The organism is Paraburkholderia sprentiae WSM5005 (assembly GCF_001865575.2).
Lineage (GTDB): Bacteria > Pseudomonadota > Gammaproteobacteria > Burkholderiales > Burkholderiaceae > Paraburkholderia > Paraburkholderia sprentiae.
Genome location: NZ_CP017561.2, coordinates 2,931,935 through 2,953,700, shown reverse-complemented (window position 1 = coordinate 2,953,700; position 21,766 = coordinate 2,931,935). Strand labels below are relative to the sequence as shown.

Annotated in this window: 20 protein-coding genes and 1 pseudogene; 14 read left to right on the top strand and 7 right to left on the bottom strand. The window is 66.1% G+C overall.

All coding sequences use genetic code 11. The annotated features are described in order from the left end of the window. Positions 1-55 precede the first annotated feature (55 nt). The 4 genes from BJG93_RS13385 to BJG93_RS13370 all read right to left on the bottom strand — a co-directional run bounded on the left by BJG93_RS13385 (position 56) and on the right by BJG93_RS13370 (position 3,047). Positions 56-502, bottom strand: coding sequence for a nuclear transport factor 2 family protein (locus BJG93_RS13385; RefSeq protein WP_027198750.1), 447 nt, complete (start codon positions 500-502; stop codon positions 56-58). 167 nt (positions 503-669) lie between these two features. Continuing rightward, a complete protein-coding gene (gene waaF, locus BJG93_RS13380) occupies positions 670-1,695 on the bottom strand; it encodes a lipopolysaccharide heptosyltransferase II (protein WP_027198749.1) in 1,026 nt (341 codons plus the stop codon). Between the two features lie 160 nt (positions 1,696-1,855). After that, positions 1,856-2,050, bottom strand: a complete 195-nt coding sequence (locus BJG93_RS13375; RefSeq protein ID WP_008920434.1) for a zinc-finger domain-containing protein — start codon at positions 2,048-2,050, stop codon at positions 1,856-1,858. 73 nt (positions 2,051-2,123) lie between these two features. Next, positions 2,124-3,047, bottom strand: a complete 924-nt coding sequence (locus BJG93_RS13370; protein ID WP_027198748.1) for a branched-chain amino acid transaminase — start codon at positions 3,045-3,047, stop codon at positions 2,124-2,126. Positions 3,048-3,272: 225 nt separating this feature from the next. Between BJG93_RS13370 and BJG93_RS13365 the strand changes: the two genes are divergently transcribed. The 9 genes from BJG93_RS13365 (at position 3,273) to BJG93_RS13325 (ending at position 12,895) form a co-directional block, all read left to right on the top strand. Then, positions 3,273-4,028, top strand: coding sequence for an AzlC family ABC transporter permease (locus BJG93_RS13365; protein WP_027198747.1), 756 nt, complete (start codon positions 3,273-3,275; stop codon positions 4,026-4,028). After that, on the top strand, positions 4,025-4,348 hold the full coding sequence (locus BJG93_RS13360) for an AzlD domain-containing protein (protein WP_027198746.1): 324 nt from the start codon (positions 4,025-4,027) through the stop codon (positions 4,346-4,348). Before BJG93_RS13365 ends, BJG93_RS13360 begins: the two co-directional genes overlap by 4 nt. Before the next feature lie 283 nt (positions 4,349-4,631). Beyond that, positions 4,632-5,825, top strand: a complete 1,194-nt coding sequence (locus BJG93_RS13355) for a phosphoglycerate kinase (RefSeq protein WP_027198745.1) — start codon at positions 4,632-4,634, stop codon at positions 5,823-5,825. Between the two features lie 412 nt (positions 5,826-6,237). Beyond that, positions 6,238-7,674 carry a pyruvate kinase gene (pyk, locus tag BJG93_RS13350; RefSeq protein WP_027198744.1) on the top strand — a complete coding sequence of 479 codons (1,437 nt, stop codon included), beginning with the start codon at positions 6,238-6,240 and terminating at the stop codon, positions 7,672-7,674. 187 nt (positions 7,675-7,861) lie between these two features. After that, positions 7,862-8,926, top strand: coding sequence for a class II fructose-bisphosphate aldolase (fba, locus tag BJG93_RS13345; RefSeq protein WP_027198743.1), 1,065 nt, complete (start codon positions 7,862-7,864; stop codon positions 8,924-8,926). A 133-nt stretch (positions 8,927-9,059) separates the two neighbouring features. Then, positions 9,060-9,950: a phosphoribosylaminoimidazolesuccinocarboxamide synthase gene (locus tag BJG93_RS13340; RefSeq protein WP_027198742.1), complete on the top strand. Its 891-nt coding sequence runs from the start codon at positions 9,060-9,062 to the stop codon at positions 9,948-9,950. Positions 9,951-10,014: 64 nt separating this feature from the next. Beyond that, the gene (gene purE, locus BJG93_RS13335; RefSeq protein ID WP_027198741.1) at positions 10,015-10,533 is read left to right on the top strand and encodes a 5-(carboxyamino)imidazole ribonucleotide mutase; all 519 of its coding nucleotides are present in this window, start codon (positions 10,015-10,017) and stop codon (positions 10,531-10,533) included. Positions 10,534-10,638: 105 nt separating this feature from the next. After that, positions 10,639-11,835: a 5-(carboxyamino)imidazole ribonucleotide synthase gene (locus BJG93_RS13330; protein WP_027198740.1), complete on the top strand. Its 1,197-nt coding sequence runs from the start codon at positions 10,639-10,641 to the stop codon at positions 11,833-11,835. A 10-nt stretch (positions 11,836-11,845) separates the two neighbouring features. Continuing rightward, complete coding sequence (locus BJG93_RS13325; RefSeq protein WP_027198739.1) at positions 11,846-12,895, top strand: L-threonylcarbamoyladenylate synthase; 1,050 nt, start codon at positions 11,846-11,848, stop codon at positions 12,893-12,895. 104 nt (positions 12,896-12,999) lie between these two features. On the opposite strand, the gene BJG93_RS13320 is transcribed toward BJG93_RS13325, so the two are convergent. From BJG93_RS13320 to dacB, 3 genes and pseudogenes are all read right to left on the bottom strand, one after another. Continuing rightward, entirely contained in the window at positions 13,000-14,226 is a 1,227-nt protein-coding gene (locus BJG93_RS13320) for an SGNH/GDSL hydrolase family protein (protein WP_027198738.1), read from the bottom strand. 200 nt (positions 14,227-14,426) lie between these two features. Next, positions 14,427-14,723, bottom strand: a pseudogene (locus tag BJG93_RS13315) (sterol desaturase family protein); the annotation flags it as partial. Positions 14,724-14,911: 188 nt separating this feature from the next. After that, positions 14,912-16,552 (bottom strand): D-alanyl-D-alanine carboxypeptidase/D-alanyl-D-alanine endopeptidase, encoded by a 1,641-nt coding sequence (gene dacB / locus BJG93_RS13310; RefSeq protein ID WP_027198736.1) that lies wholly within the window; start codon positions 16,550-16,552, stop codon positions 14,912-14,914. 248 nt (positions 16,553-16,800) lie between these two features. On the opposite strand from dacB, the gene BJG93_RS13305 reads away from it, so the two are divergent. From BJG93_RS13305 to BJG93_RS13285, 5 genes are all read left to right on the top strand, one after another. Continuing rightward, positions 16,801-17,463, top strand: a complete 663-nt coding sequence (locus BJG93_RS13305) for a response regulator (RefSeq protein WP_027198735.1) — start codon at positions 16,801-16,803, stop codon at positions 17,461-17,463. A gap of 4 nt (positions 17,464-17,467) precedes the next feature. After that, entirely contained in the window at positions 17,468-18,766 is a 1,299-nt protein-coding gene (locus BJG93_RS13300; protein WP_027198734.1) for an ATP-binding protein, read from the top strand. A 168-nt stretch (positions 18,767-18,934) separates the two neighbouring features. Beyond that, complete coding sequence (locus BJG93_RS13295) at positions 18,935-20,449, top strand: DegQ family serine endoprotease (protein ID WP_027198733.1); 1,515 nt, start codon at positions 18,935-18,937, stop codon at positions 20,447-20,449. Positions 20,450-20,729: 280 nt separating this feature from the next. Continuing rightward, entirely contained in the window at positions 20,730-21,224 is a 495-nt protein-coding gene (locus BJG93_RS13290; protein ID WP_027198732.1) for a carboxypeptidase regulatory-like domain-containing protein, read from the top strand. A gap of 149 nt (positions 21,225-21,373) precedes the next feature. Next, the gene (locus BJG93_RS13285; protein ID WP_027198731.1) at positions 21,374-21,754 is read left to right on the top strand and encodes a DUF427 domain-containing protein; all 381 of its coding nucleotides are present in this window, start codon (positions 21,374-21,376) and stop codon (positions 21,752-21,754) included. The last annotated feature ends 12 nt before the right edge of the window (positions 21,755-21,766 follow it).

Genomic DNA, 21,766 nt, shown 5'->3' with positions numbered 1-21,766 from the left:
CGGAAAAGCGAAAAAACGAAAAAGCGTGAATCTGACTCCGCAGCGGTGCCGCGGGTCAGTGCAGCGAGCCTTGCCCATGCCGCATCTTCGTCGCGAACTGGCTGGCGGTCTCGTTCGGCATCGCGCTCGCGTGAATATGCGCAATGCGCCATTCGCCGCGTTCGTGGACCATCACGTAAGTGGTGAAGACCATCGCGGGCGTGGCGGTCGGGTCGGCCGGGCGATGCGCTTCGGCAATTGCATAGACAACGGTGCCCAGGCTGTCGTAAACACGGATGTCGAGCGGTTCGATCGACACCGGCATCGCTTCTAGCTGGCTCTGCAAGCCATTGCGGATGCTGTCGAAACCGTGCAGATGCGAGCCGTCCGCGCAGATGCAGCTGACGAACTCCTCGTCGATCCACAAGCCCATCAAGCTGTCGATATTGACCTCGGCGACGGCCTGATAGTAGGCGTTCAGGGTATCGGCGGCGGCTTCGAAGATGTGGGCAAAACGTGGCATGGCTCGTCAGTCTCTTGTGCGCGGCGCGCGGTTGCGGGTCTGCGGTAGCGGGACGGTCCAGAGCGCCGGACCATCGCTCCCCGGCGTCAGCTTGCCCGCGCCCCAAGGCGCGAACATGACGCGACGCGCTCGGGGGCGTGCGGTGTTGCGTGCAAATACGAGTCGTCTTAGCGCTGCGCGAGCAGCATGCCGCGCAAATCGCCGAAAACCTGCTCGGCGCTCAGCTGCTTCAGGCAGTTCAGATGACCGAGCGGGCACTCGCGCTGAAAACAGGGGCTGCATTCGAGATGAAGCCATTGTACCTTCGCGAGCTCGGACAAGGGCGGGGTGTGGCGCGGATCGGTCGAACCGTAGACGGCCACGAGCGGGCGGCGCAGCGCGGCGGCGACATGCATCAGGCCGGAGTCGTTGGTGACGACCGCGTTGGCCCGCGAGATCAGCGCGCAGGCCTCGCCGAGCGCGGTCTGGCCGCACAGGTTGCGCACGTTCGGCGCTTTCTCGGCAATCGCCTGCGCGAGCGGCGCGTCTTTCGGCGAACCGAGCGCGACGATCTGCGTGTACGGGAACGACTGGCCGACCATCTGCGCGAGCGACGCGAAATGCTCGGGCGGCCAGCGCTTTGCGGGACCGTACTCGGCGCCGGGGCAGAACACCAGCAGCGGCACGCGCGTATCGAGATTGAAGCGCGCCGACACGCGCGACGCCTCGTTCAGGTCGGTGTCGAGGCGCGGCAGCGGCAGGTCTTCGGGGACCTTGGCGCCGGGCGTGTAGGCGAGGGCAGCGTAGTGGCCGACCATCGGCGGGCGCGCGTCCTTGCGCGGATTCGCGTGACGCACGTTCAGCACGCCATAGCGACTCTCGCCGGTGTAGCCGATGCGCAGCGGAATGCCCGCCAGCCACGGAATCAACGCCGACTTCAACGAGTTCGGCAGTACGTAGGCCGCGTCGTAGCCGACGTCGCGCAGATCGCTCGCGAGCTGCCAGCGGCGCAGCATTTGCAGCTTGCCGTGGGCGAGATCGGTCGCGTAGACGTCGCGGATTTCCGGCATGCGTTCGAGCACGGGGGCGACCCAGCTGGGCGCGACCGCGTCGATGGCGATGCGCGGATGCAATTTCACGAGGCGCGCAAACAGCGGCTGCGCCATCAATGCGTCACCGATCCAGTTCGGTGCGATAACCAACGCGCGACGCATCAGGGTGAGTGTCCGGTGTCGATAACAAGCGCCGCGCGCGCCATGCGCGTGGCACTCGGATGGGTAAAAGGGGAAAGCGCAAAGCCGCGCGGCGCGAGGCAGTTTGCCCACAGGCGCCGCGTGCCGCCCGAGCCGGCTCGGAACCGCTCGATGCGCCGGATCAATGGCCCTTGATCACTTCGCCGTCGCGCAGCTTGTAGCGCGTGCTGCAATACGGGCAACGCGCTTCGCCGTGCGATACGTCGATGAAGACGCGCGGATGCGCGCTCCAGCGCGGCATGGCCGGGTTCGGACAATACGCCGGCAGATCTTTTGCCGACAGTTCGACCAGCGGCATTTCCTTGATTTCGCTCATGAGACTTTCTCGTTGTATGCGGGGGCTTGCAGGGCGCCGCCGTTGGGCGGCGCGGCGCAGGTCGAAAGGTCGCTCAGATTTTCGTGAGCCAGTGCGCGTATTTCTCGCTCCTGCCGTTCACGACGTCGAAGAACGCCGACTGCAGCTTTTCGGTGATCGGGCCACGCGCGCCGGCGCCGATCGCACGGTTGTCGAGCTCGCGGATCGGCGTGACTTCGGCTGCCGTGCCGGTAAAGAACGCTTCGTCGCAGGTATAGACCTCGTCGCGCGTGATGCGCTTTTCGATTACCTGGAAGCCCATGTCGCGCGCGAGCGTGATGACGGTGTCGCGCGTGATGCCGTCGAGGCACGACGACAGGTCCGGCGTATAAAGCTTGCCGTTGTTGACGAGGAAGAAGTTCTCGCCCGAGCCTTCCGACACGTAGCCGTCGACGTCGAGCAGCAGCGCTTCGTCGTAGCCGTCGGCGATCGCTTCCTGGTTCGCGAGGATCGAGTTCACGTACCAGCCCGACGCCTTCGCGCGCACCATCGACACGTTCACGTGATGGCGCGTGAACGACGACGTCTTCACGCGGATGCCCCTGGTGATGCCGTCTTCGCCGAGGTACGCGCCCCACGGCCACGCGGCGATCGCGACGTGGATCGTGTTGCCCTTGGCCGACACGCCGAGCTTTTCCGAGCCGACCCAGATGATCGGGCGCAGATAGCACGTCTCGAGCTTGTTCTCGCGGACCACTTCGCGCTGTGCGGCGGCGAGCGTTTCATGGTCGAACGGGACGTCCATCTGGAAAATCTTCGCGGAGTTCAGCAGGCGCTTGGTGTGCTCCTGCAGGCGGAAAATCGCGGTGGCGCCGTCGGCGGTCTTGTAAGCGCGCACGCCCTCGAACACGCCCATGCCGTAGTGCAGCGTGTGGGTGAGCACGTGGATCTTGGCATCGCGCCAGTCGATGAGCTTGCCATCCATCCAGATCTTGCCGTCGCGGTCGGCCATTGACATACGGTTCTCCAGCAGGTGCGTTATGAGGTGCGGCCATGCGCGCAGGACATAGCCGGGAGCGCTATTTTAGCGTCTTTTGTACATGCAACGGGCGTTTGGCCGCACCCCGGGCGCTATAATCCAGCGCACGCATAAATCAACTCCGGATGCGCCAACGGGTCGCCTCGCGACCTGGCGCCGACCCAGTCTTCCTGACGGCGTTCCTTGCGCCGCACCCTCCGTCCGATGCTCGCTCGACTGTCCGATACCGATCGCCGTGCTTTTCGTGAAGGCGCGCGCGCCTATGCTCCCACGCTGATGGCGATTTTTTCCTGGGGCCTCGTGACCGGCATCGCGATGAGCAAGTCGGTGCTCACGCTGCCGCAGGCACTCGCGATGTCGCTGCTGTGCTATGCAGGTTCGTCGCAGCTGGCGGTGCTGCCGCTCCTCGCAGCAAAACTGCCCGTATGGACCGTGTTGCTGACCGCGGCGATGGTCAACACCCGCTTCGTGATCTTCAGCGCCGGCCTCGCGCCGCACTTCTCGTATCTGTCGATGTGGCGGCGCATCCTCCTCGGCTATTTCAACGGCGACGTGATCTATCTGCTGTTCGTGAAGAAGAGCTTTCCGACCGGCTACCTGCCGGGCAAGGAGGCGTACTTCTGGGGCATGGCTGTGTCGAGCTGGCTGTCGTGGCAAGTGTCGTCGATCGTCGGCATCCTGCTCGCGAGCCTGATTCCCGACAACTGGGGGCTCGCGCTCGCCGGCACGCTCGCGCTGTTGCCGGTGATGGTGTCGGCGATCGCCACTCGCTCGACGATGGTCGCGGTCAGCGTGGCCGGCATCGTGTCGCTGCTCGCGCTCGACCTGCCGTACCGGCTCGCGCTGCTGCTCGCGGTGATCGCGGCGATCGCCGCCGGCAGCGCGGCCGACCTGATGATCGAGCGCGCCGACCTGCGCCGCATCCGCGGGGTGAACGATCGCGCCGGAGACTCCCGATGACCTCCATGCAAGTCTGGCTGGCCATCTTCGGCATGACTTTCGTCACCGCGTTCACGCGCGCGATGTTCCTGATCGGCGGCGAGCGCACGGTGCTGCCGGCGCGTGTGCAGAAGATGCTGCGCTACGCGCCGGCCGCCGCGCTCGCCGCCGTGGTGTTGCCCGACGTGCTGACGACGCCCGAGGGGCTGTCGTTCGCGGCGTCCAATCATGAGCTCTACGCGACGCTCGCCGGCCTTGGCTGGTTTTTGTGGCGACGCACCATGCTCGGCACGATCGTGACCGGAATGGTCGTGTTCACGCTGATGCGCGTCTTCCTGTGACGGTCCGGTTCGCGGTGTGGCGATGACTGCCGCGCCGCGGCATCGTCGGCCCCGCGATCAAATACGCGAGATTCGTCCTGGTCGCGGGTCAGCAGGCCGTTTGGATCAGTTAAAATGCCTTTTTCCGGGTTGAGCGCGCCGCAGCCGGGCGCCTTGTGTCGCGGCCGGCTGCCGGCCGGCGCCCGATCCCGCGGAGCCGTTGGGCCGAAGCGCTGGAGTCCGCCGCGCATCGTCCCCGCGCGCTGTCCACCACCGCCTTCCATCAACTCGCCTACTCAAGCCCATGAACAAGGTATTGCGTCTCTCCGACCTGATCGCCGAAGGCAAGCTATCCGGCAAACGCGTGTTCATCCGCGCCGATCTGAACGTGCCGCAGGACGATCAAGGCAACGTCACCGAAGACACCCGCATCCGCGCTTCCGTGCCGGCCATCAAGGCCGCGCTGGACGCCGGGGCCGCCGTGATGGTCACCTCGCACCTTGGCCGTCCGACCGAAGGCGACTTCAAGCCGGAAGATTCGCTCGCGCCGGTGGCGAAGCGTCTGGCCGAGCTGCTCGGCCGCGACGTGCCGCTCGTCGCGAACTGGGTCGAAAACGGCGTGAACGTCGCGCCGGGCTCGGTCGTGCTGCTCGAAAACTGCCGCGTCAACAAGGGCGAAAAGAAAGATTCCGACGAGCTCGCGCAGAAAATGGCGAAGCTCTGCGACATCTACGTGAACGACGCGTTCGGCACCGCTCATCGCGCTGAAGCGACCACCCACGGTATCGCGAAGTACGCACCGGTTGCCTGCGCGGGCCCGCTGCTCGCGGCTGAGCTCGAAGCGCTCGGCAAGGCGCTCGGCGCGCCGAAGCGTCCGCTCGTGGCGATCGTCGCGGGCTCGAAGGTGTCGACCAAGCTGACCATCCTGAAGTCGCTCGCGGAGAAAGTCGACCAGCTGATCGTCGGCGGCGGCATCGCCAATACGTTCATGCTCGCGGCCGGCCTGAAGATCGGCAAGTCGCTCGCCGAAGCCGATCTCGTCGACGAAGCGAAGGCGATCATCGACGCGGCAAAGGCCCGCGGCGCTTCGGTGCCGATCCCGACCGACGTGGTCACGGCCAAGGCGTTCGCGCCGACCGCCAAGGCCGAAGTGAAGGCCGTCGCCGACGTGCAGGACGACGACATGATCCTCGACATCGGCCCGGAAACGTCGAAGGTGCTCGCCGCGCAGCTCGAGAAGGCCGGCACGATCGTGTGGAACGGCCCGGTCGGCGTGTTCGAGTTCGACCAGTTCGGCAACGGCACCAAGACGCTCGCGGACGCGATCGCACGCTCGGCGGCGTTCTCGATCGCAGGCGGCGGGGACACGCTCGCGGCGATCGCCAAGTACGGTATCCACGACCAGGTCAGCTACATTTCGACGGGCGGCGGCGCATTCCTCGAGTTCCTCGAAGGCAAGAAGCTGCCGGCGGTCGAAGTTCTGGAATCGCGGGCTTAACGTGGCGACGCGCTCCCGATCGGCGAAGTCGACCAAGGCGCGTGGCGCGAATGCGCCGCGCGATAACGCGGCAGCGCCGGCAGGGGAGCGCGCGGCACAGGCGCTAGCCGCCGGCTCGACCACAGAGCTGGTCGGGCAGCATGCTCAGGCCGGCGACGCAGAGCAGCCTCCAACCGCAGACACCGAATTCGCCCAACACGATTCGGCCCGGACGCAACGGCCTTCCGGCAAGCAGGACAACAACTCTCCGGCGCGCAAGGCGCCGGTCTCGAATACCGCATCACCCGCATCAGTCCACAAAGCGACACCGGCCGCAGCCGGCGCGCGACCCCAGCCAGCATCTTTCGATGCGCAGACTCCGCAGCAGCCCCGCAGCGCTCTTTCCAGCGATCCTTTCCAGACGAGGAGACTCATGCATCGCGCTACCAAGATTGTCGCTACTATCGGTCCGGCTTCCAGCACGCCGGAAATCCTGCTGCAAATGATTCAGGCGGGACTGGATGTGGTGCGGCTCAATTTCTCACACGGCACCGCCGACGACCATCGCCAGCGCGCCGAATTCGTGCGCGAGGCGGCCCGTCAGGCCGGCCGCGAAGTCGCCATCATGGCCGATCTGCAAGGTCCGAAGATCCGCGTCGGCAAGTTCGAGAACGGCCGCACGACGCTCGCCACCGGCAATCCGTTCATCCTCGACGCGGAATGCGAGCTCGGCAACGACGAGCGCGTCGGCCTCGACTACAAGGATCTGCCGCGCGACCTGAAACCGGGCGACGTGCTGCTGCTCAACGACGGCCTCATCGTGCTGAGCGTGCAGCGCGTGATCGGCCACGAGATCCACACGATCGTGAAGATCGGCGGCGAGCTGTCGAACAACAAGGGCATCAACCGCCAGGGCGGCGGTCTGTCGGCGCCCGCGCTGACCGCGAAAGACATGGAGGACATTCGCACGGCGATGTCGCTCAGCGTCGATTTCATCGCGGTATCGTTTCCGAAGAACGCGACCGACATGGAAATGGCCCGCCAGCTCGCGAATATCGCCGGCGCGCCGTACGGCATCAAGCCGAAGATGATCGCGAAGATCGAGCGCGCGGAAGCGATTCCGGCGCTGCAAGGCATCCTCGACGCGTCGGACGGCATCATGGTCGCGCGTGGCGATCTGGCCGTGGAGGTGGGCAATGCCGCAGTGCCGGCGCTGCAAAAGCGCATGATCCGGATGGCGCGCGAATCGAACAAGTTCGTGATCACCGCGACGCAGATGATGGAGTCGATGATCCACGCGCCGGTGCCGACCCGCGCGGAAGTGTCGGACGTCGCGAACGCGGTGCTGGACGGCACGGACGCGGTGATGCTGTCGGCGGAATCGGCGGCGGGCAAGTACCCGGTGCAGACCATCGAGACGATGGCCGCGATCTGCGTCGAAGCGGAAAAGTCCGAGCAGTCGGAGCTCGACAAGGATTTCCTCAACCGCACGTTCACGCGGATCGACCAGTCGATCGCGATGGGCGCGCTGTTCACCGCCTATCACCTCGGCGCGAAGGCGATCGTCGCGCTGACCGAATCGGGCTCGACCGCGCTGTGGATGTCACGCCACTGGACCCACGTGCCGATCTTCGCGCTGACGCCGCGCGTCGGCAGCGAACGCGCGATGGCGCTGTACCGCAACGTGACTTCGCTGCATCTGGACACCAACACCGACCGCGACACCGCGCTGCAGCAAGCGCTCGAAACGGTGGTCGGCAAGGGCTACGCGTCGCACGGCGACATGGTCGTGCTGACGGTCGGCGAGCCGATGGGCCAGGCAGGCGGCACCAACACGTTGAAGATCGTGCGGGTCGGTGAACCGTACTGATCAGGCAGGACCGCTCGATCGGCACGGGCGCGATTGATCGAAGCAGGCCGGCACACCCCGCATGGTCCATGTGCGACGGCGCACCAACGCGCCGGTGTCAGCGGGGGAACGCGGTCTGCTTCGCGATAAAATCGCCGCAACAGATGCCGACGGCAAAAGAATTCGTTTCAATCTAAGGAGTTTCAGCATGCCTCTCGTATCAATGCGTCAACTGCTGGACCATGCCGCGGAGAACGGCTATGGCCTTCCGGCATTCAACGTGAACAACCTGGAGCAGGTGCAGGCGATCATGGCCGCGGCCGACAAGGTCAACGCTCCGGTCATCATGCAGGCTTCGGCTGGTGCGCGTAAGTACGCGGGCGAGCCGTTCCTGCGTCATCTGATCGAAGCGGCGGTCGAGTCGTATCCGCACATCCCGGTCGTGATGCACCAGGATCACGGCCAGTCGCCGGCGGTGTGCATGGCGGCGATCCGCAGCGGCTTCACGAGCGTGATGATGGACGGTTCGCTGGAAGCCGACGGCAAGACGGTCGCATCGTACGAGTACAACGTCGAAGTGTCGCGCAAGGTCGTCGAAGCGGCACACTCGATCGGCGTCACGGTCGAGGCGGAGCTGGGCGTGCTCGGTTCGCTCGAAACGATGAAGGGCGACAAGGAAGACGGTCACGGCGCCGAAGGTACGATGACGCGCGAGCAGCTGCTGACCGATCCGGAGCAGGCTGCCGACTTCGTCAAGCTGACCCAGTGCGACGCGCTGGCCATCGCGATCGGCACGTCACACGGCGCCTACAAGTTCAGCAAGAAGCCGACGGGCGACATTCTGTCGATCCAACGCATCAAGGAAATCCATCAGCGTATTCCGAACACGCACCTCGTGATGCACGGCTCGTCGTCGGTCCCGCAGGAGCTGCTCGCGGAGATCCGCGAGTTCGGCGGCGACATGAAGGAAACCTACGGCGTACCGGTCGAAGAAATCCAGGAAGGTATCCGCCACGGCGTGCGCAAGGTCAACATCGACACCGACCTGCGTCTGGCGATCACGGGCGCGATCCGCCGCTACATGGCGACCAACCCGGGCAAGTTCGATCCGCGCGACTACCTGAAGCCGGCGCGCGAAGCGGCGATGAAGATCTGTATCGACCGTTATATGCAATTCGGCTGCGAAGGCCAGGCTGGCAAGATCAAGCCGGTTGCGCTTGATAAAATTGCGGAGAAGTACAAGTCGGGCGAGCTCGCGCAGATCGTCCGCTAAGCTGTAGTTTTGGCTCCGCGCCTGGCCGTTTGGCCAGGTTGTCGTCCGATCGCCGTTCCCGCATCATCCGGGGAACGGCGTTTCCCTTTTGTTCCGGTCACATTTTTTGCCCCACTTTTAGCGAACCACGACGATGTCTACCCTTTACGAATCCACGCTCCGCTCGCTGCCGCTGCTCGGCCGCGGTAAAGTCCGCGACAACTATGCGGTGGGTAACGACCAGTTGCTGATCGTCACGACCGACCGTCTGTCGGCGTTCGACGTGATCATGGGCGAGCCGATTCCGAACAAGGGCCGCGTGCTCAACGCGATGGCGAACTTCTGGTTCGAGAAGCTGAAGCACGTGGTGCCGAATCACCTGACGGGCGTCGCGCCCGAGTCGGTGGTCGCGCCGGACGAAGTCGAGCAGGTGAAGGGGCGCGCGGTAGTCGTCAAGCGTCTCGAGCCGATCCTCGTCGAGGCGGTGGTGCGCGGCTATCTGGCCGGCAGCGGCTGGAAGGATTACCAGGCGACCGGCTCGGTGTGCGGCGTGCAACTGCCGCCGGGCCTGCAGAACGCGCAGAAGCTGCCCGAGCCGATCTTTACGCCGGCCGCCAAGGCCGAGATGGGCCACCACGACGAAAACATCACCTACGACGAGATGGAGCGCCGCATCGGCACCGAGCTGTCGGCCACGATCCGCGACATCTCGATCCGCCTGTACAAGGAAGCCGCTGATTACGCGGCGACGCGCGGCATCATCATCGCGGACACGAAGTTCGAGTTCGGTCTCGACAACCACGGCAAGCTCTACCTGATGGACGAGGCGCTCACGGCCGACTCGTCGCGCTTCTGGCCGGCGGATCAGTACCAGGTCGGCACCAATCCGCCGTCGTTCGACAAGCAGTTCGTGCGCGACTGGCTCGAAACCCAGCCGTGGAAGAAAGAGCCGCCGGCGCCGAAGCTGCCGGACGACGTCGTCGTCAAGACGGGCGAGAAATACCAGGAAGCGCTCGAGCGCCTGACCGGGCACAAGCTCGACTAATCTGATCGCTGATTGCGCGCGCCGTGTCAGGCGCGCATCGCCCGGAAACAAGGAAGCCGTAAAGATGAGTGAAGCACACACCGCCCATACGCATGATGCGCCGGTTGTCGGCGTATTGATGGGCTCCAGTTCCGACTGGGAAGTCATGAAAAACGCCGTCGCGATCCTGCAGGAATTCGGCGTGCCGTACGAAGCGAAGGTCGTGTCCGCGCACCGCATGCCCGACGAAATGTTCGCCTATGCTGAAAGCGCGCGCGCGCGCGGCATTCGCGCGATCATCGCGGGCGCGGGCGGCGCGGCGCATTTGCCGGGCATGCTGGCCGCGAAGACCACGGTGCCGGTGCTCGGCGTGCCGGTCGCAAGCAGATATTTGAAGGGCGTCGATTCGCTGCATTCGATCGTGCAGATGCCCAAGGGCGTGCCCGTCGCGACGTTTGCGATCGGCGAGGCGGGTGCCGCGAACGCGGCGCTGTTCGCGGTGTCGCTGCTGTCCGGCACGAGCGCCGAATACGCGGACAAGCTCGCGGCATTCCGCGTGCGCCAGAACGAAGCGGCTCACGCCATGGTGTTGCCGGCGCTGTAACCGCGCCGGTGGTTTTTTACGACGTCTCCTGTCCGACCCCCCGGCCGGATGCCCGCCGCCCGCACTGCGAGCACCACGCGTATCCGGCCGCGACCGACCACCAAGATGAACCCTGACAACACACCGGTTTCACCGATTCTGCCCGGCGCATGGCTTGGCATGGTCGGCGGCGGCCAGCTCGGCCGCATGTTCTGCTTTGCCGCGCAGGCGATGGGCTATCGCGTCGCCGTGCTCGATCCGGACGAGACCAGCCCGGCCGGCGCGGTCGCCGATCGCCACCTGCGCGCGGCCTACGACGACGAAGCGGCGTTGACCGAACTCGCGCGGCTATGCGCGGCGGTGTCGACCGAATTCGAGAACGTGCCGGCCGCTAGCCTCGACTTTCTCGGCACGACCACGTTCGTGAGTCCGGCGGGGCGTTGCGTCGCCGTCGCACAAGACCGCATCGCCGAAAAGCGCTTTATCGCGTCGTCGGGCGTGACGGTTGCACCGCACGTCGTGATTGAGTCGTCCGATGCGCTTGCGGCGCTGGGCGATGGCGAACTCGAAGCGGTGCTGCCGGGCATCCTTAAGACGGCGCGCATGGGCTACGACGGCAAAGGCCAGCTCCGCGTGCGCAACGCCGACGAAGTGCGCGAGGCGCATGCGTCGCTCGGCGGCGTGCCGTGCGTGTTGGAGAAGCGCCTGCCGCTGAAGTTCGAGGTGTCGGCGCTGATTGCGCGGGCGGCGAGCGGGGCGTCGGTCGTTTATCCGCTCGCGCAGAATACCCATCGCGACGGCGTGCTGTCGCACACCATCGTCCCCGCGCCGGACGCGTCGCCCGGACTCGTGCAGCAGGCTCAACAGGCCGCGCTGCGGATCGCCGACAAGCTGGGCTATGTCGGCGTGCTGTGTGTCGAATTCTTCATTCTCGAAGACGGCTCGCTCGTCGCCAACGAAATGGCGCCGCGCCCCCACAACTCCGGCCACTACACGGTCGACGCCTGCGCGACGAGCCAGTTCGAGCAGCAGGTGCGCGCAATGACCAGCATGCCACTCGGCGACACACGCCAGCATTCGCCCGCGGTGATGCTGAACATCCTCGGCGACGTGTGGTTCCCGGACGGTCCGAAGCGTGCGGCGGTCACTCCGCCGTGGCAGGACGTCGCCGCGATGCCGGCTGCGCGCCTGCATCTGTACGGCAAGGAAGAGGCGCGTTGCGGCCGCAAGATGGGCCACGTGAACTTCACCGCGCCGACGCTCGACGAAGCCCGCACCGCGGCGCGCGATTGCGCGCGGTTGCTGCACATCGCTACCAGCTGACGCGCGCGCCATGCCGGATCAACAGAAACCCGCCGAGGACGCTGCCAACGCGTTGCCCGTCAGCGCCGCGCAGATCAGGCATGCGGCGGCCCTGCTCGACGCGGGTGGGCTGGTCGCGTTTCCGACGGAGACTGTGTACGGCCTCGGGGGCGATGCCGAGAACCCCGACGCGGTCGCGCGCATTTACGCGGCGAAGGGCCGGCCGGCCAATCATCCGGTGATCGTGCATCTCGCGCCGCACGGCGATCCGAACTACTGGGTCGAGCATTTGCCCGCGGATGCGCAGCGCTTGATCGACGCGTTCTGGCCGGGACCGCTCACGCTGATCCTCAAGCGCGCCGCGCGCATTCCCGCGGCAGTTAGTGGCGGGCAGGATTCGGTGGGGCTGCGCTGCCCGTCGCATCCGGTTGCGCAGGCTTTGCTCGAAGCGTTCAGCGCGCTGCGCGGCGGACATGGCGGCGTCGCCGCGCCGTCGGCGAACCGCTTCGGTCATGTGAGCCCGACCACGGCGCAGCATGTGCGCGACGAGTTCGGCAGCGCGATTCATGTGCTCGATGGCGGCGCGTCGGATGTCGGCATCGAGTCGACGATTGTGGATCTGTCACGCGGCTTTCCGGCGCTGTTGAGGCCGGGTCACGTGACGCCGCAGGATATCGCCGACGTGCTCGGCGAAGTGCCGCGTCTGCCCGACGGGTCGGACGCGACCGCGCCGCGCGCGTCCGGCACGTTGAAAGCGCATTACGCGCCGCGCACGCCGCTCGCGCTGCTGCCGTTCGGCGAGCTCGAGCCGCTGCTCGCAGTGCGCGAGGCGGGCGAGCGCGTTGCGCTGGTCGCGCGCGCATCGCGTGCAGGACAATGGGCTGATGCCGACGGTGTGCATTTCGTCGCCGCGCCCGAAGATCCGCACGTCTATGCACGCGAGCTCTACAGCTTGCTGCGCGCGCTCGATCACGCAAACGTCACGCGGATTCTGATCGAGAAGCTGCCGGACACGATCGAATGGATCGCGGTCAACGATCGGCTCGGGCGCGCGGCGGCGGCATTTGAAGCGCAGCACTGACGCGATCCGTTCGCTGCCCGGCCAGGCGTGGCCAGCGCGAAAAGCAAAGGCCCGGCTCGTTCAACGAGCCGGGCCTTCTACATTCAGGCGACCGTAACCCCGCGTTACTTCCCAAGCCCGCTAGCAGCGATCTGCGTCTCGACCTGCTGTGCGAACAGCGCTTGCAGATGCGTGCTCGGATGCACGAGGTCCGCGAACATGTAGGTCTGATCCGCGCCGGCCAACGTATAGGTCTGCGGCGAGCAGAACAGCGACGACGCGAGCGAGTTGCCGAACGATGCCGCCGTCTGCCCCGTTGCGAGCACGCTCGGATTCTTCGTCGCGTATGCGGTCGCGCTCGCGGCCATCGACGTCAGGTTACACGCGGTGCCCGTATTCGACACGGTGAAACCGAGCGACTGATAGTTCGCCAACGTCTGGTCCAGCCACGCGAACGCGCTCACGTAGATGACCTGCTTGGTCGACGTGAGCGGCGCGAGTCCTTGCTGTAGCACGCCGTTGTAGGTCTTGACGAGCGCGTTGATGAGCGCCTGGCCTTGCGCGCCCGCGGCGAGACCTTGCGGCGTCTGCGCGATGTCCGGGACGTCCGACACCACCACGTGCGTCGCGCCCGACGCGACAACCTTCTGCACCGTGCCGACGAACGTGGTCGCCGCGGTCGTGATCGCCTGCAGCGCGCTCAGCGTGGCCGCCTGCGAAGCGGCGGCTGCCGCCGACTGCGCGGCGGCCGGGGTGCCACCGCTTTGGAGCGCTTGCGCCGCCGCTGCCGTGCCGGCATCGGAGACGGCTTGCACCGCGATGAAGATGTCGTTCGCGCCACCGTTCATCAGCACGAGCTGGTTCGAATTGAAGCTGTTGTGCGCGCTCAGATACTCGGTGACCTGCGTCGTGATCGGCACCGTCGTCGCGGCCATGTTGTTCGGCGCGTAGCCCTCGCCCGGCTGCAGATCGACGCGCGAGCCGCCTTGCGCGTAACCGAGACCGCCGGCTGCGGTGAGCGGCTGGCCGAAACCGCCGACATAAGCGGCGGTGAGCGTGCCGCCGTAGTACTCGGCGACCTTCTGCGTCCAGATTTCGCCCGGGTTCGTGGTGAAGCGGCCGCCGCCCGTGCCGACGTTGGCCTGGACCGCCGGCATGTACGTGCCGACATCCGACAGGCTGTCACCGAAAGACACGACCTGCAGCGTGACACCCCCCGACGGCCCGCTGCTGCTCGAGTTATTGTCGCCGCCGCCACCGCCGCACGCCGCGAGCGCGGCGAACGCTGCGCTCGCCACGGCGATCTGCGTGACGCGCATCCATTGCTGTTTCTTCGAAGCGGTTTGATTCATGTTGACTGCATCTCCTCTTATGTGTGGCCCTTGATGCCATGTGTTGCAGGCGGCGTCCACCGCGTCGACGGCGTGACGACAGCTTACAGAATCTTCTACGGCCTGCGTGATGTCGGCAGCGCGGCCGTATGGTTTGAGTTCAAGCCGGGTAGCGCGGCGGTGGTTTTGCCTGGTGCGGAACTTTGTCGACGTAGCCGCCGAAAACAGAGCAGGTGCTGCGCGACGAACAGCACGACGAACGACCGCCGCGTTGCCGTACATGTGCGAGTGCGGTCATGCTCGTAGAAAAACGCGTAGACAGGGATGGTCGCGAGCCACGCGAGCTTGCCGGCGGCCTGCTGCACCGGCGCGAGCGCGGCGTTGCACAGCGTGTCTCGCCAGCTATAGAGCCGCTCGGCCGGGCGCGTGCGGCTCGCGTGCCACGCCTCCCAGCCGATGCAGGCAAGAAAGACGGGCGCCATGGCGAGCAGCAGCAATTCGGCATCGAATCGCGTCATGTCTCCCTCGCTGATCGCTGACCGCCGCGTGGTGCGCGACGGGTGGTGTCGTTATCGTTCGTGCGGGTCGCGCCGTCTGCACGACCGGGCGCCCTGTGTGGCGAGCGCATGATTGTCGCGCGCCGCATGCTGCCCGACAGCGTACACGGTTCGCTGCTTGCCGCGCATGGCATCGCTAGAAGAAATACTCAGTGGCCGCCGCGTTTGCGCGGGTTTTTCCTGGGTTTCTGGCGCGCTTCCTCGATAGGCGCGGAGACCTTCGTGAAGCCTTGCGACGGGCCTTCGTACACCCATTCGAGCAGCGCGTCGTGGGCGGCGCGCGCCGCCTCCGAATGCGGATCGTTGATCAGGCTGACGACGATGTAGCTGTTGCCGTCGGCCGACGCGACGTAGCCGGCGATTGCGCGCACGTCGCGCAGCGTGCCGGTCTTGATGTGTGCGTTGCCGCCCGCGCCCTGGCTGGTCAGGCGGTTGCGCATCGTGCCGTCGACACCGGCGATCGGCAGCGAATCGACGAACACTTGCGCGACCGGGCTCGCATTCGCTCGTTGCAGAAGATCGGCGAGCGCAAGCGCGGTGATGTGCTCGTCGCGCGACAGGCCCGAGCCATTTTCGAGCGACAGGTACTCGGTGTTGACGCTGTCGCGCTCCAGGAAAGCCTCGACCGCGCGCGCGGCTTTCGCGGGCGTGGCGGGCGCCCTTTCCTCGGCGGCGCCGATCGTCAGGAACAGGTTGCGCGCCATCGTGTTGTTGCTGAACTTGTTGATGTCGCGAACGATGTCCGACAGCATCGGCCCCTCGTGCGTCGCGACGGGCTTCGCGCCGGCCGGCACCGCGCCTTCGCGGATCGCGCCCGTGAACGTGCCGCCGGTTTGCTGCCACAGCGCGAGGAAGCCGCGCGCGAAGAACGTCGAGTGATCTAGAACGGCGACGTTGATCGTGCGCGCGTCGCAGCGCACCGGAAAGTCGCCGATGAACGACGCGACGAGCGTGCCGTCGGGCTCCGGCGTGACGGTCGGCGTCGGCAGCTCGCCCCGGCACGGGCCGCTCGTCGCACGCAGCTGGTTGTCGATGTGCAGTCGCGCGAGCGCGGGCAGCACGTCGATCGCCACCGAGCCGTCCGGCGATGGCGTCACCGTGAACGACAATGATTTGAACGCGTACAGCAGCGGATCGGGGCCGACGTTGTACGGCGCGCTCGCGTCATCGTCGAACGCGGGCAGATCGCGCGTCGACGGATCGAAGTAGCGCTTGTCGAGCACCAGCGCGCCGTCGATGCCGTTGATGCCCGCCTTGTGGATCTTTTGCACGAGGTCGATCAGTTCTTCGGGCACGAGCTTCGGGTCGCCGGTGCCCTGGATGTACAGATTGCCGTGCAGCACGCCGCTTGCGTCGAGCGCGCCGTCCGCGTACGCGCTGGTGCGCCAGCGGTAGTCGGGGCCGAGGATCGACAGGCCCGCGTAGGTGGTGACGAGCTTCATCGTCGAGGCGGGCATCATCGGCTTGCCTGCGTTCAGCGCAAGGATCGGCGTGCGATCGCCGACCTTTTCGACGACCACGCTGATCGACGACAACGGCACGTGAGCGCGCTGCAGCCCGACCATCACCGGTTGCGGCAGCACCGTCGTGACGTTGACGCTCGGATGGATCGGCTTGATGCGTGCCTGCGCCGCCAGCGGCAGCAGCGCGCCCGCACCGAGCGCGGCGGCGCAGAGCCAGACGGCCGTGCGCGCCGCGAGGCGGTTAGGCACGAAGGCTGCGCGATTGAAAATGCGGCGCGATCGCGGCGCCAGGCGGCGGGCGACGGAAGACAGAAAAGCGTGCGTCATGAACGGGTGAAAAGGCAACGGACGAGCAGGATTTCAGGGCGTGCCGCGTGCGCGGGACAATGGTGCGACCATCCGGGGCTTCGACGGCGCGGTAGCGCGCCGCGTGCTGCCCGACGGCCGTCGCGCGACGCAAAGCGCCCATTGTAGTGACATGCCGCGGCGCTGCGGTGAAAAAAGCGCCACACGCCGCGCAGGCCGGAAGCGGGCGCTAGAATGCGGCATCATCGAATGTTTTGGAACGGACAACCATGCGCATCCTGCTAGTCGAAGATGATCGGATGATCGCCGAAGGCGTGCGCAAGGCGCTGCGCGGCGAAGGCTTCGCCGTCGATTGGGTCGAGGACGGTGAGGCGGCGCTGCGCGCGGCGGCCGCCCAGCCTTACGACCTCGCGTTGCTCGACCTGGGTCTGCCCAAGCGCGACGGTCTCGAGGTGCTGCGTGCGCTGCGCGCGCGCGGCCATGCGCTGCCGGTGCTGATTGTCACCGCCCGCGACGCGGTCGCCGATCGCGTCAAGGGACTCGACGCCGGCGCTGACGATTACCTTGTCAAACCTTTCGACCTCGACGAACTCGGCGCGCGCATGCGCGCGCTGATCCGGCGCCAGTCCGGCCGCAGCGATTCGACGATTCGACACGGCAATTTGACGCTCGATCCCGCGTCGCACCAGGTGACGCTCGATGGCGCGCTGGTCGCGTTATCCGCGCGCGAATTTGCGCTGCTCGAGGCGCTGCTCGCGCGACCCGGCGCGGTGCTGTCCAAAAGCCAGCTCGAGGAAAAGATGTATGGCTGGGGCGAGGAGATCGGCAGCAACACGGTCGAGGTTTATATCCACGCGCTACGCAAGAAGCTCGGCGCCGATCTGATCCGCAACGTACGCGGACTGGGCTACATGATCGCGAAGGACGCCTGAGCCGATGCGCTCGATTCGCCGTCAACTGTTGTTCTGGCTGCTCGCGCTGGTGCTGCTCGGCGTGGGCATCGCGGGCTGGCTGATCTATCGGCAGGCGCTCGCCGAAGCGAACGAGCTGTTCGACTACCAGCTCGAGCAGATCGCCGCGGCGCTGCCGGCGGAGCCGTTCTCGCAGGTGCTCGGCCGCGATACCGGCGACGAGGGCATCGTGCTGCAGATCTGGAACCGCAACGGCATGCTGATGTACTACTCGCGGCCGCGCGCACCGCTCGCGCCGCGCGCCGAGCTCGGTTTTTCGACGGAACGTACGGACCGCGGCGAATGGCGCGTATATGGCGCGATCGTCGGCGATAACGTCGTGCAACTCGCGCAGCCGCTGTCGGTGCGCAATCGGCTCGCCGCCAACGTCGCACTGCGCACACTGTGGCCGCTGATCGTGCTGCTGCCGCTGCTCGGACTCGCGGTGTGGGTGATCGTCGGCCGCGGGCTGCAGCCGCTGCGGCGCGTGACGAGCGCGCTCGACACGCGTCATCCGGAGGCGCTCGATCCATTGCCCGATCAGCGCTTGCCGCTCGAAGTGCGGCCGCTCGTGCGGGCACTCAACGCGCTGCTGCAGCGGCTCGCGACCGCGCTCGATATCCAGAAGGCGTTTGTCGCCGATGCCGCGCACGAATTGCGCACGCCGCTTGCCGCAGTGCAGATCCAGGCGCAACTGGTCGCGAGGGCCAAGGACGACACAGCCCGCAGCGAAGCGCTTACCGACCTGCAGGCGGGCGTCACGCGCGCGACCCGCCTCGCCGAGCAACTGCTCGCGCTCGCGCGCGCCGAGCCGGACAGCGCCGGGGGCGTCGGGACGCTCGATCTGCGGGAGCTACTGCGGGAGTGCGTCGCGAGCTATGCGCCGCTCGCGATGAATCGCGGCGTCGACCTTGGCATCGAGGCGAGCGACGCCGCCAGCGTGACCGGCGACGCCGAAGCGCTGCGCGTCATGTTCAACAACCTCATCGATAATGCGACCAAGTACACGCCGCATGGCGGCCGCGTCGACGTGAGCCTGCGTGTCGAGGACGGCCGCCCGGTCGTGTCCATCGCCGATAGCGGGCCGGGTATCGATCCGGCCGATCGCGAGCGCGTGTTCGACCGTTTTTATCGCGCCGGCGCGGGCGCGAATCGCGCGCGCACCGACGTGGCCGGCAGCGGTCTCGGTCTCGCGATCGTGCGCCGGATTGCCACGCAACATCATGCGCAAGTGTCGCTCGGCGATTCGCCGGCCGGTGGTTTGCAGGTCACCGTACGCTTCTGAGCACGGTGGTTTACCCTTCGGCCAAAACCCGTTTTCACGCTGTCGCTACGGCCCGAAGCCCCCGGTCAGATGAGGTTCCCACCATCTGGCGATGCTTAAGACTCTTTTAAGTGATGCCGCTTACGCTCCTCGACATCCAAAGTCACTTTCTCCAGTCAGGAGCTCATGATGAACGCGAAAACCTTGTCCCGCGGCGCCGTTGCGGTAGCTGTGGCCGCTGCGCTTTCAGCCGGCTATGTGGCGGGCCATCGCGATGTGCCCGCACCTCAGGTCATCTCGCCGGCGCAAGCCGCGATGATGCCCGCCGAAGCCGCTGCCAAAACCGGTATCCCCGATTTCTCCGGTCTCGTCGAAACCTACGGTCCGGCCGTCGTCAACATTAGCGCGAAGCACGTGGTCAAGCAGACCGCGATGCGCGGTAACGGCGGCACACTCAACGGCAACCAGTTGCCGATCGACCCGAACGATCCGTTCTATCAGTTCTACAAACGTTTCTTCGGCGGCGTGCCCGGCATGCAGGGCGGCGACGGCGGTGACGCGCCCGATCAGCCGAGCGCGAGCCTTGGCTCGGGCTTCATCATCAGCAATGACGGCTACATTCTGACGAACGCGCATGTGGTCGATGGCGCGAACGTCGTCACCGTGAAGCTCACCGACAAGCGCGAGTTCAAGGCGAAGGTGATCGGCGCCGACAAGCAGTCCGACGTCGCCGTGCTGAAGATCAACGCAAGCGATCTGCCGACGGTGAAGATTGGCGATCCGCGCCAGAGCAAGGTTGGTCAGTGGGTCGTCGCGATCGGCTCGCCATACGGCTTCGACAACACCGTGACCTCGGGCATCATCAGCGCGAAGTCGCGCTCCCTGCCCAACGAGAATTACACGCCGTTCATTCAGACGGACGTGCCGGTGAACCCGGGCAACTCCGGCGGTCCGCTCTTTAACCTGCAAGGTGAAGTGATCGGCATCAACTCGATGATCTACTCGCAGACGGGCGGTTTCCAGGGGTTATCGTTCGCGATTCCGATCAGCGAGGCGATCAAGGTCAAGGACGATCTCGTCAAGACCGGCCACGTGAGCCGCGGCCGCCTCGGCGTCGCGGTGCAGGGCTTGAACCAGACGCTCGCCGAATCGTTCGGCATGCAGAAGCCGCAAGGCGCGCTGGTCAGCTCGGTCGACGCCAACGGTCCGGCGGCCAAGGCCGGCTTGCAGCCTGGCGACGTGATCCTGTCGGTGAACGGCGACGAAGTCAGCGATTCCACAGATCTGCCGGCGAAGATCGCCGGACTCGCGCCGGGCAGCATGGCGACGCTGAAAGTGTGGCGCGATAAGGCCAGCAAGGACGTAAAGGTGACGATCGGCTCGTTCTCGGACTCGAAGGTCGCGTCGGCGAACAAGACCGATCAGCAGACGCAGCTGCAAGGCCGTCTCGGCGTCGCGGTGCGGCCGCTGACGCCGGAAGAGAAGAGCGGCGCGTCGGTGTCGCACGGTCTGCTCGTGCAGCAGGCGGGCGGCGCGGCGGCGAGCGCCGGCATCCAGCCGGGCGACGTGATCCTCGCAGTCAACGGCCGTCCGGTCACGAACGTCGATCAGTTGAAACAGATGATTTCGGGCGCAGGCAACAGCATTGCGTTGCTGATCCAGCGGGACAACGCGCAGATTTTTGTGCCCGTCGATCTCGGTTGATCCAGTATGCGGGCGGTTCGGACGGATCGCCCGCCCAGCTAGAGCTGTAGTAGCGATTGCCGGTCCTTTGCATTTACTGCAAGGACCGGCTTTTTTTTCGCCTGTCGGAACCGTACTGCCGCGTGCTGGGCGGACAGGCCGAGGCGCGCCCCGCGGATCGATGCCGCGATGGTCGGGCGTGCTCCGTCGACGCAATCGAACGGATGGCACATGAGTTGCGTGGCTCTTGGTTTGGCCCGTCCACGGATTGGGCAAGGACTTTAACAAGGAGAGCGAACCGATGAAAATCCAACGCAATCAGCAAAGGCTGGTAGCCGTCGCGCTGTGCGCGGCGCTCACGCTCGGAATGGCCGGCGGCGCGCACGCGCAGCAGGCGGGCGTGACCGGCGGCTCGACTACCGACAACACCAGCGCGGGCAACACCAATGGCGGCGGTCTGCCGCAGGTCCAGCAACAGGGCGATGTGTCGTATGTATCGGGCGGCGTCGGCCTCGACGAATCGCGCGCGCTGCGACAAGCGCAAAGCCAGTGGCCACTGACGCTGCGCTTCACCGGACCGAACGGCGAGTTTCTCGCCGATGTGCACGTGCGTATCGACGATGCGCATCACGGCGAAGTGCTGAACACGACGTCGCGCGGACCGTTCATGCTGGTGCGCCTGAGCCCCGGCCGCTACACGGTGCACGCGAAATACAACGACAGCGAGCAAAGCCGCTCGGTTACGGTGCCGGCGCACGGCAACGTCAAATCCGCGTTCATCTGGAACGTGAAGTAATAACGGGTCGATCCGTCCGCCGCCGCGCAGGAAGCTCGCACAATCGGCCGAAGTTTGGCCGATAATGAAGCCACGGGCATGACCCGTGGCTTGCCGTTCCGGCGGCAACAGCCGGCAGTGCAGCGCCAAACCCATCACGGAGACTGGACATGAGCGATGCGTCGACATCTGCGGGACGGCCGGACGGCCATACCATCGAGATCCGCGAGAACGGCCACCGCGTGCGCGTCATTCACGGTGGCGTGACGATGGCCGACACCCAGGCCGCGCTGACGCTGTCGGAGACCGGTTTGGCCGACGTGTTCTATTTTCCGCGCGAGCACGTGAACATGGCCCGGCTCGAACGCTCGGCGCACACGTCGCATTGCCCGTTCAAGGGTGACGCCTCCTACTTCCACCTGCTCACCGAAGATGGCGTGGTCGAGAACGCGGTATGGAGCTACGAAGCGCCGTTCGAGCAGGTCGGTCGCATCAAGGGCTATCTCGCTTTTTACGCATCGCGCGTCGACCGCATCGATCAGACGTCCTGATCCCGCAGTCGG

Excerpts from the sequence above, each read along its gene's own strand:
- BJG93_RS13370 (WP_027198748.1), bottom strand. The coding sequence starts at position 3,047 with ATGTCAATGGCCGACCGCGACGGCAAGATCTGGATGGATGGCAAGCTC.
- BJG93_RS13385 (WP_027198750.1), bottom strand. The coding sequence starts at position 502 with ATGCCACGTTTTGCCCACATCTTCGAAGCCGCCGCCGATACCCTGAAC.
- pyk (WP_027198744.1), top strand. The coding sequence starts at position 6,238 with ATGCATCGCGCTACCAAGATTGTCGCTACTATCGGTCCGGCTTCCAGC.
- BJG93_RS13325 (WP_027198739.1), top strand. The coding sequence starts at position 11,846 with ATGCCGGATCAACAGAAACCCGCCGAGGACGCTGCCAACGCGTTGCCC.
- BJG93_RS13290 (WP_027198732.1), top strand. The coding sequence starts at position 20,730 with ATGAAAATCCAACGCAATCAGCAAAGGCTGGTAGCCGTCGCGCTGTGC.
- BJG93_RS13340 (WP_027198742.1), top strand. The coding sequence starts at position 9,060 with ATGTCTACCCTTTACGAATCCACGCTCCGCTCGCTGCCGCTGCTCGGC.
- BJG93_RS13295 (WP_027198733.1), top strand. The coding sequence starts at position 18,935 with ATGAACGCGAAAACCTTGTCCCGCGGCGCCGTTGCGGTAGCTGTGGCC.
- BJG93_RS13305 (WP_027198735.1), top strand. The coding sequence starts at position 16,801 with ATGCGCATCCTGCTAGTCGAAGATGATCGGATGATCGCCGAAGGCGTG.
- BJG93_RS13365 (WP_027198747.1), top strand. The coding sequence starts at position 3,273 with ATGCTCGCTCGACTGTCCGATACCGATCGCCGTGCTTTTCGTGAAGGC.
- BJG93_RS13320 (WP_027198738.1), bottom strand. The coding sequence starts at position 14,226 with ATGAATCAAACCGCTTCGAAGAAACAGCAATGGATGCGCGTCACGCAG.
- BJG93_RS13375 (WP_008920434.1), bottom strand. The coding sequence starts at position 2,050 with ATGAGCGAAATCAAGGAAATGCCGCTGGTCGAACTGTCGGCAAAAGAT.
- fba (WP_027198743.1), top strand. The coding sequence starts at position 7,862 with ATGCCTCTCGTATCAATGCGTCAACTGCTGGACCATGCCGCGGAGAAC.
- waaF (WP_027198749.1), bottom strand. The coding sequence starts at position 1,695 with ATGCGTCGCGCGTTGGTTATCGCACCGAACTGGATCGGTGACGCATTG.
- BJG93_RS13300 (WP_027198734.1), top strand. The coding sequence starts at position 17,468 with ATGCGCTCGATTCGCCGTCAACTGTTGTTCTGGCTGCTCGCGCTGGTG.
- BJG93_RS13355 (WP_027198745.1), top strand. The coding sequence starts at position 4,632 with ATGAACAAGGTATTGCGTCTCTCCGACCTGATCGCCGAAGGCAAGCTA.
- purE (WP_027198741.1), top strand. The coding sequence starts at position 10,015 with ATGAGTGAAGCACACACCGCCCATACGCATGATGCGCCGGTTGTCGGC.
- BJG93_RS13285 (WP_027198731.1), top strand. The coding sequence starts at position 21,374 with ATGAGCGATGCGTCGACATCTGCGGGACGGCCGGACGGCCATACCATC.
- dacB (WP_027198736.1), bottom strand. The coding sequence starts at position 16,552 with ATGACGCACGCTTTTCTGTCTTCCGTCGCCCGCCGCCTGGCGCCGCGA.
- BJG93_RS13360 (WP_027198746.1), top strand. The coding sequence starts at position 4,025 with ATGACCTCCATGCAAGTCTGGCTGGCCATCTTCGGCATGACTTTCGTC.
- BJG93_RS13330 (WP_027198740.1), top strand. The coding sequence starts at position 10,639 with ATGAACCCTGACAACACACCGGTTTCACCGATTCTGCCCGGCGCATGG.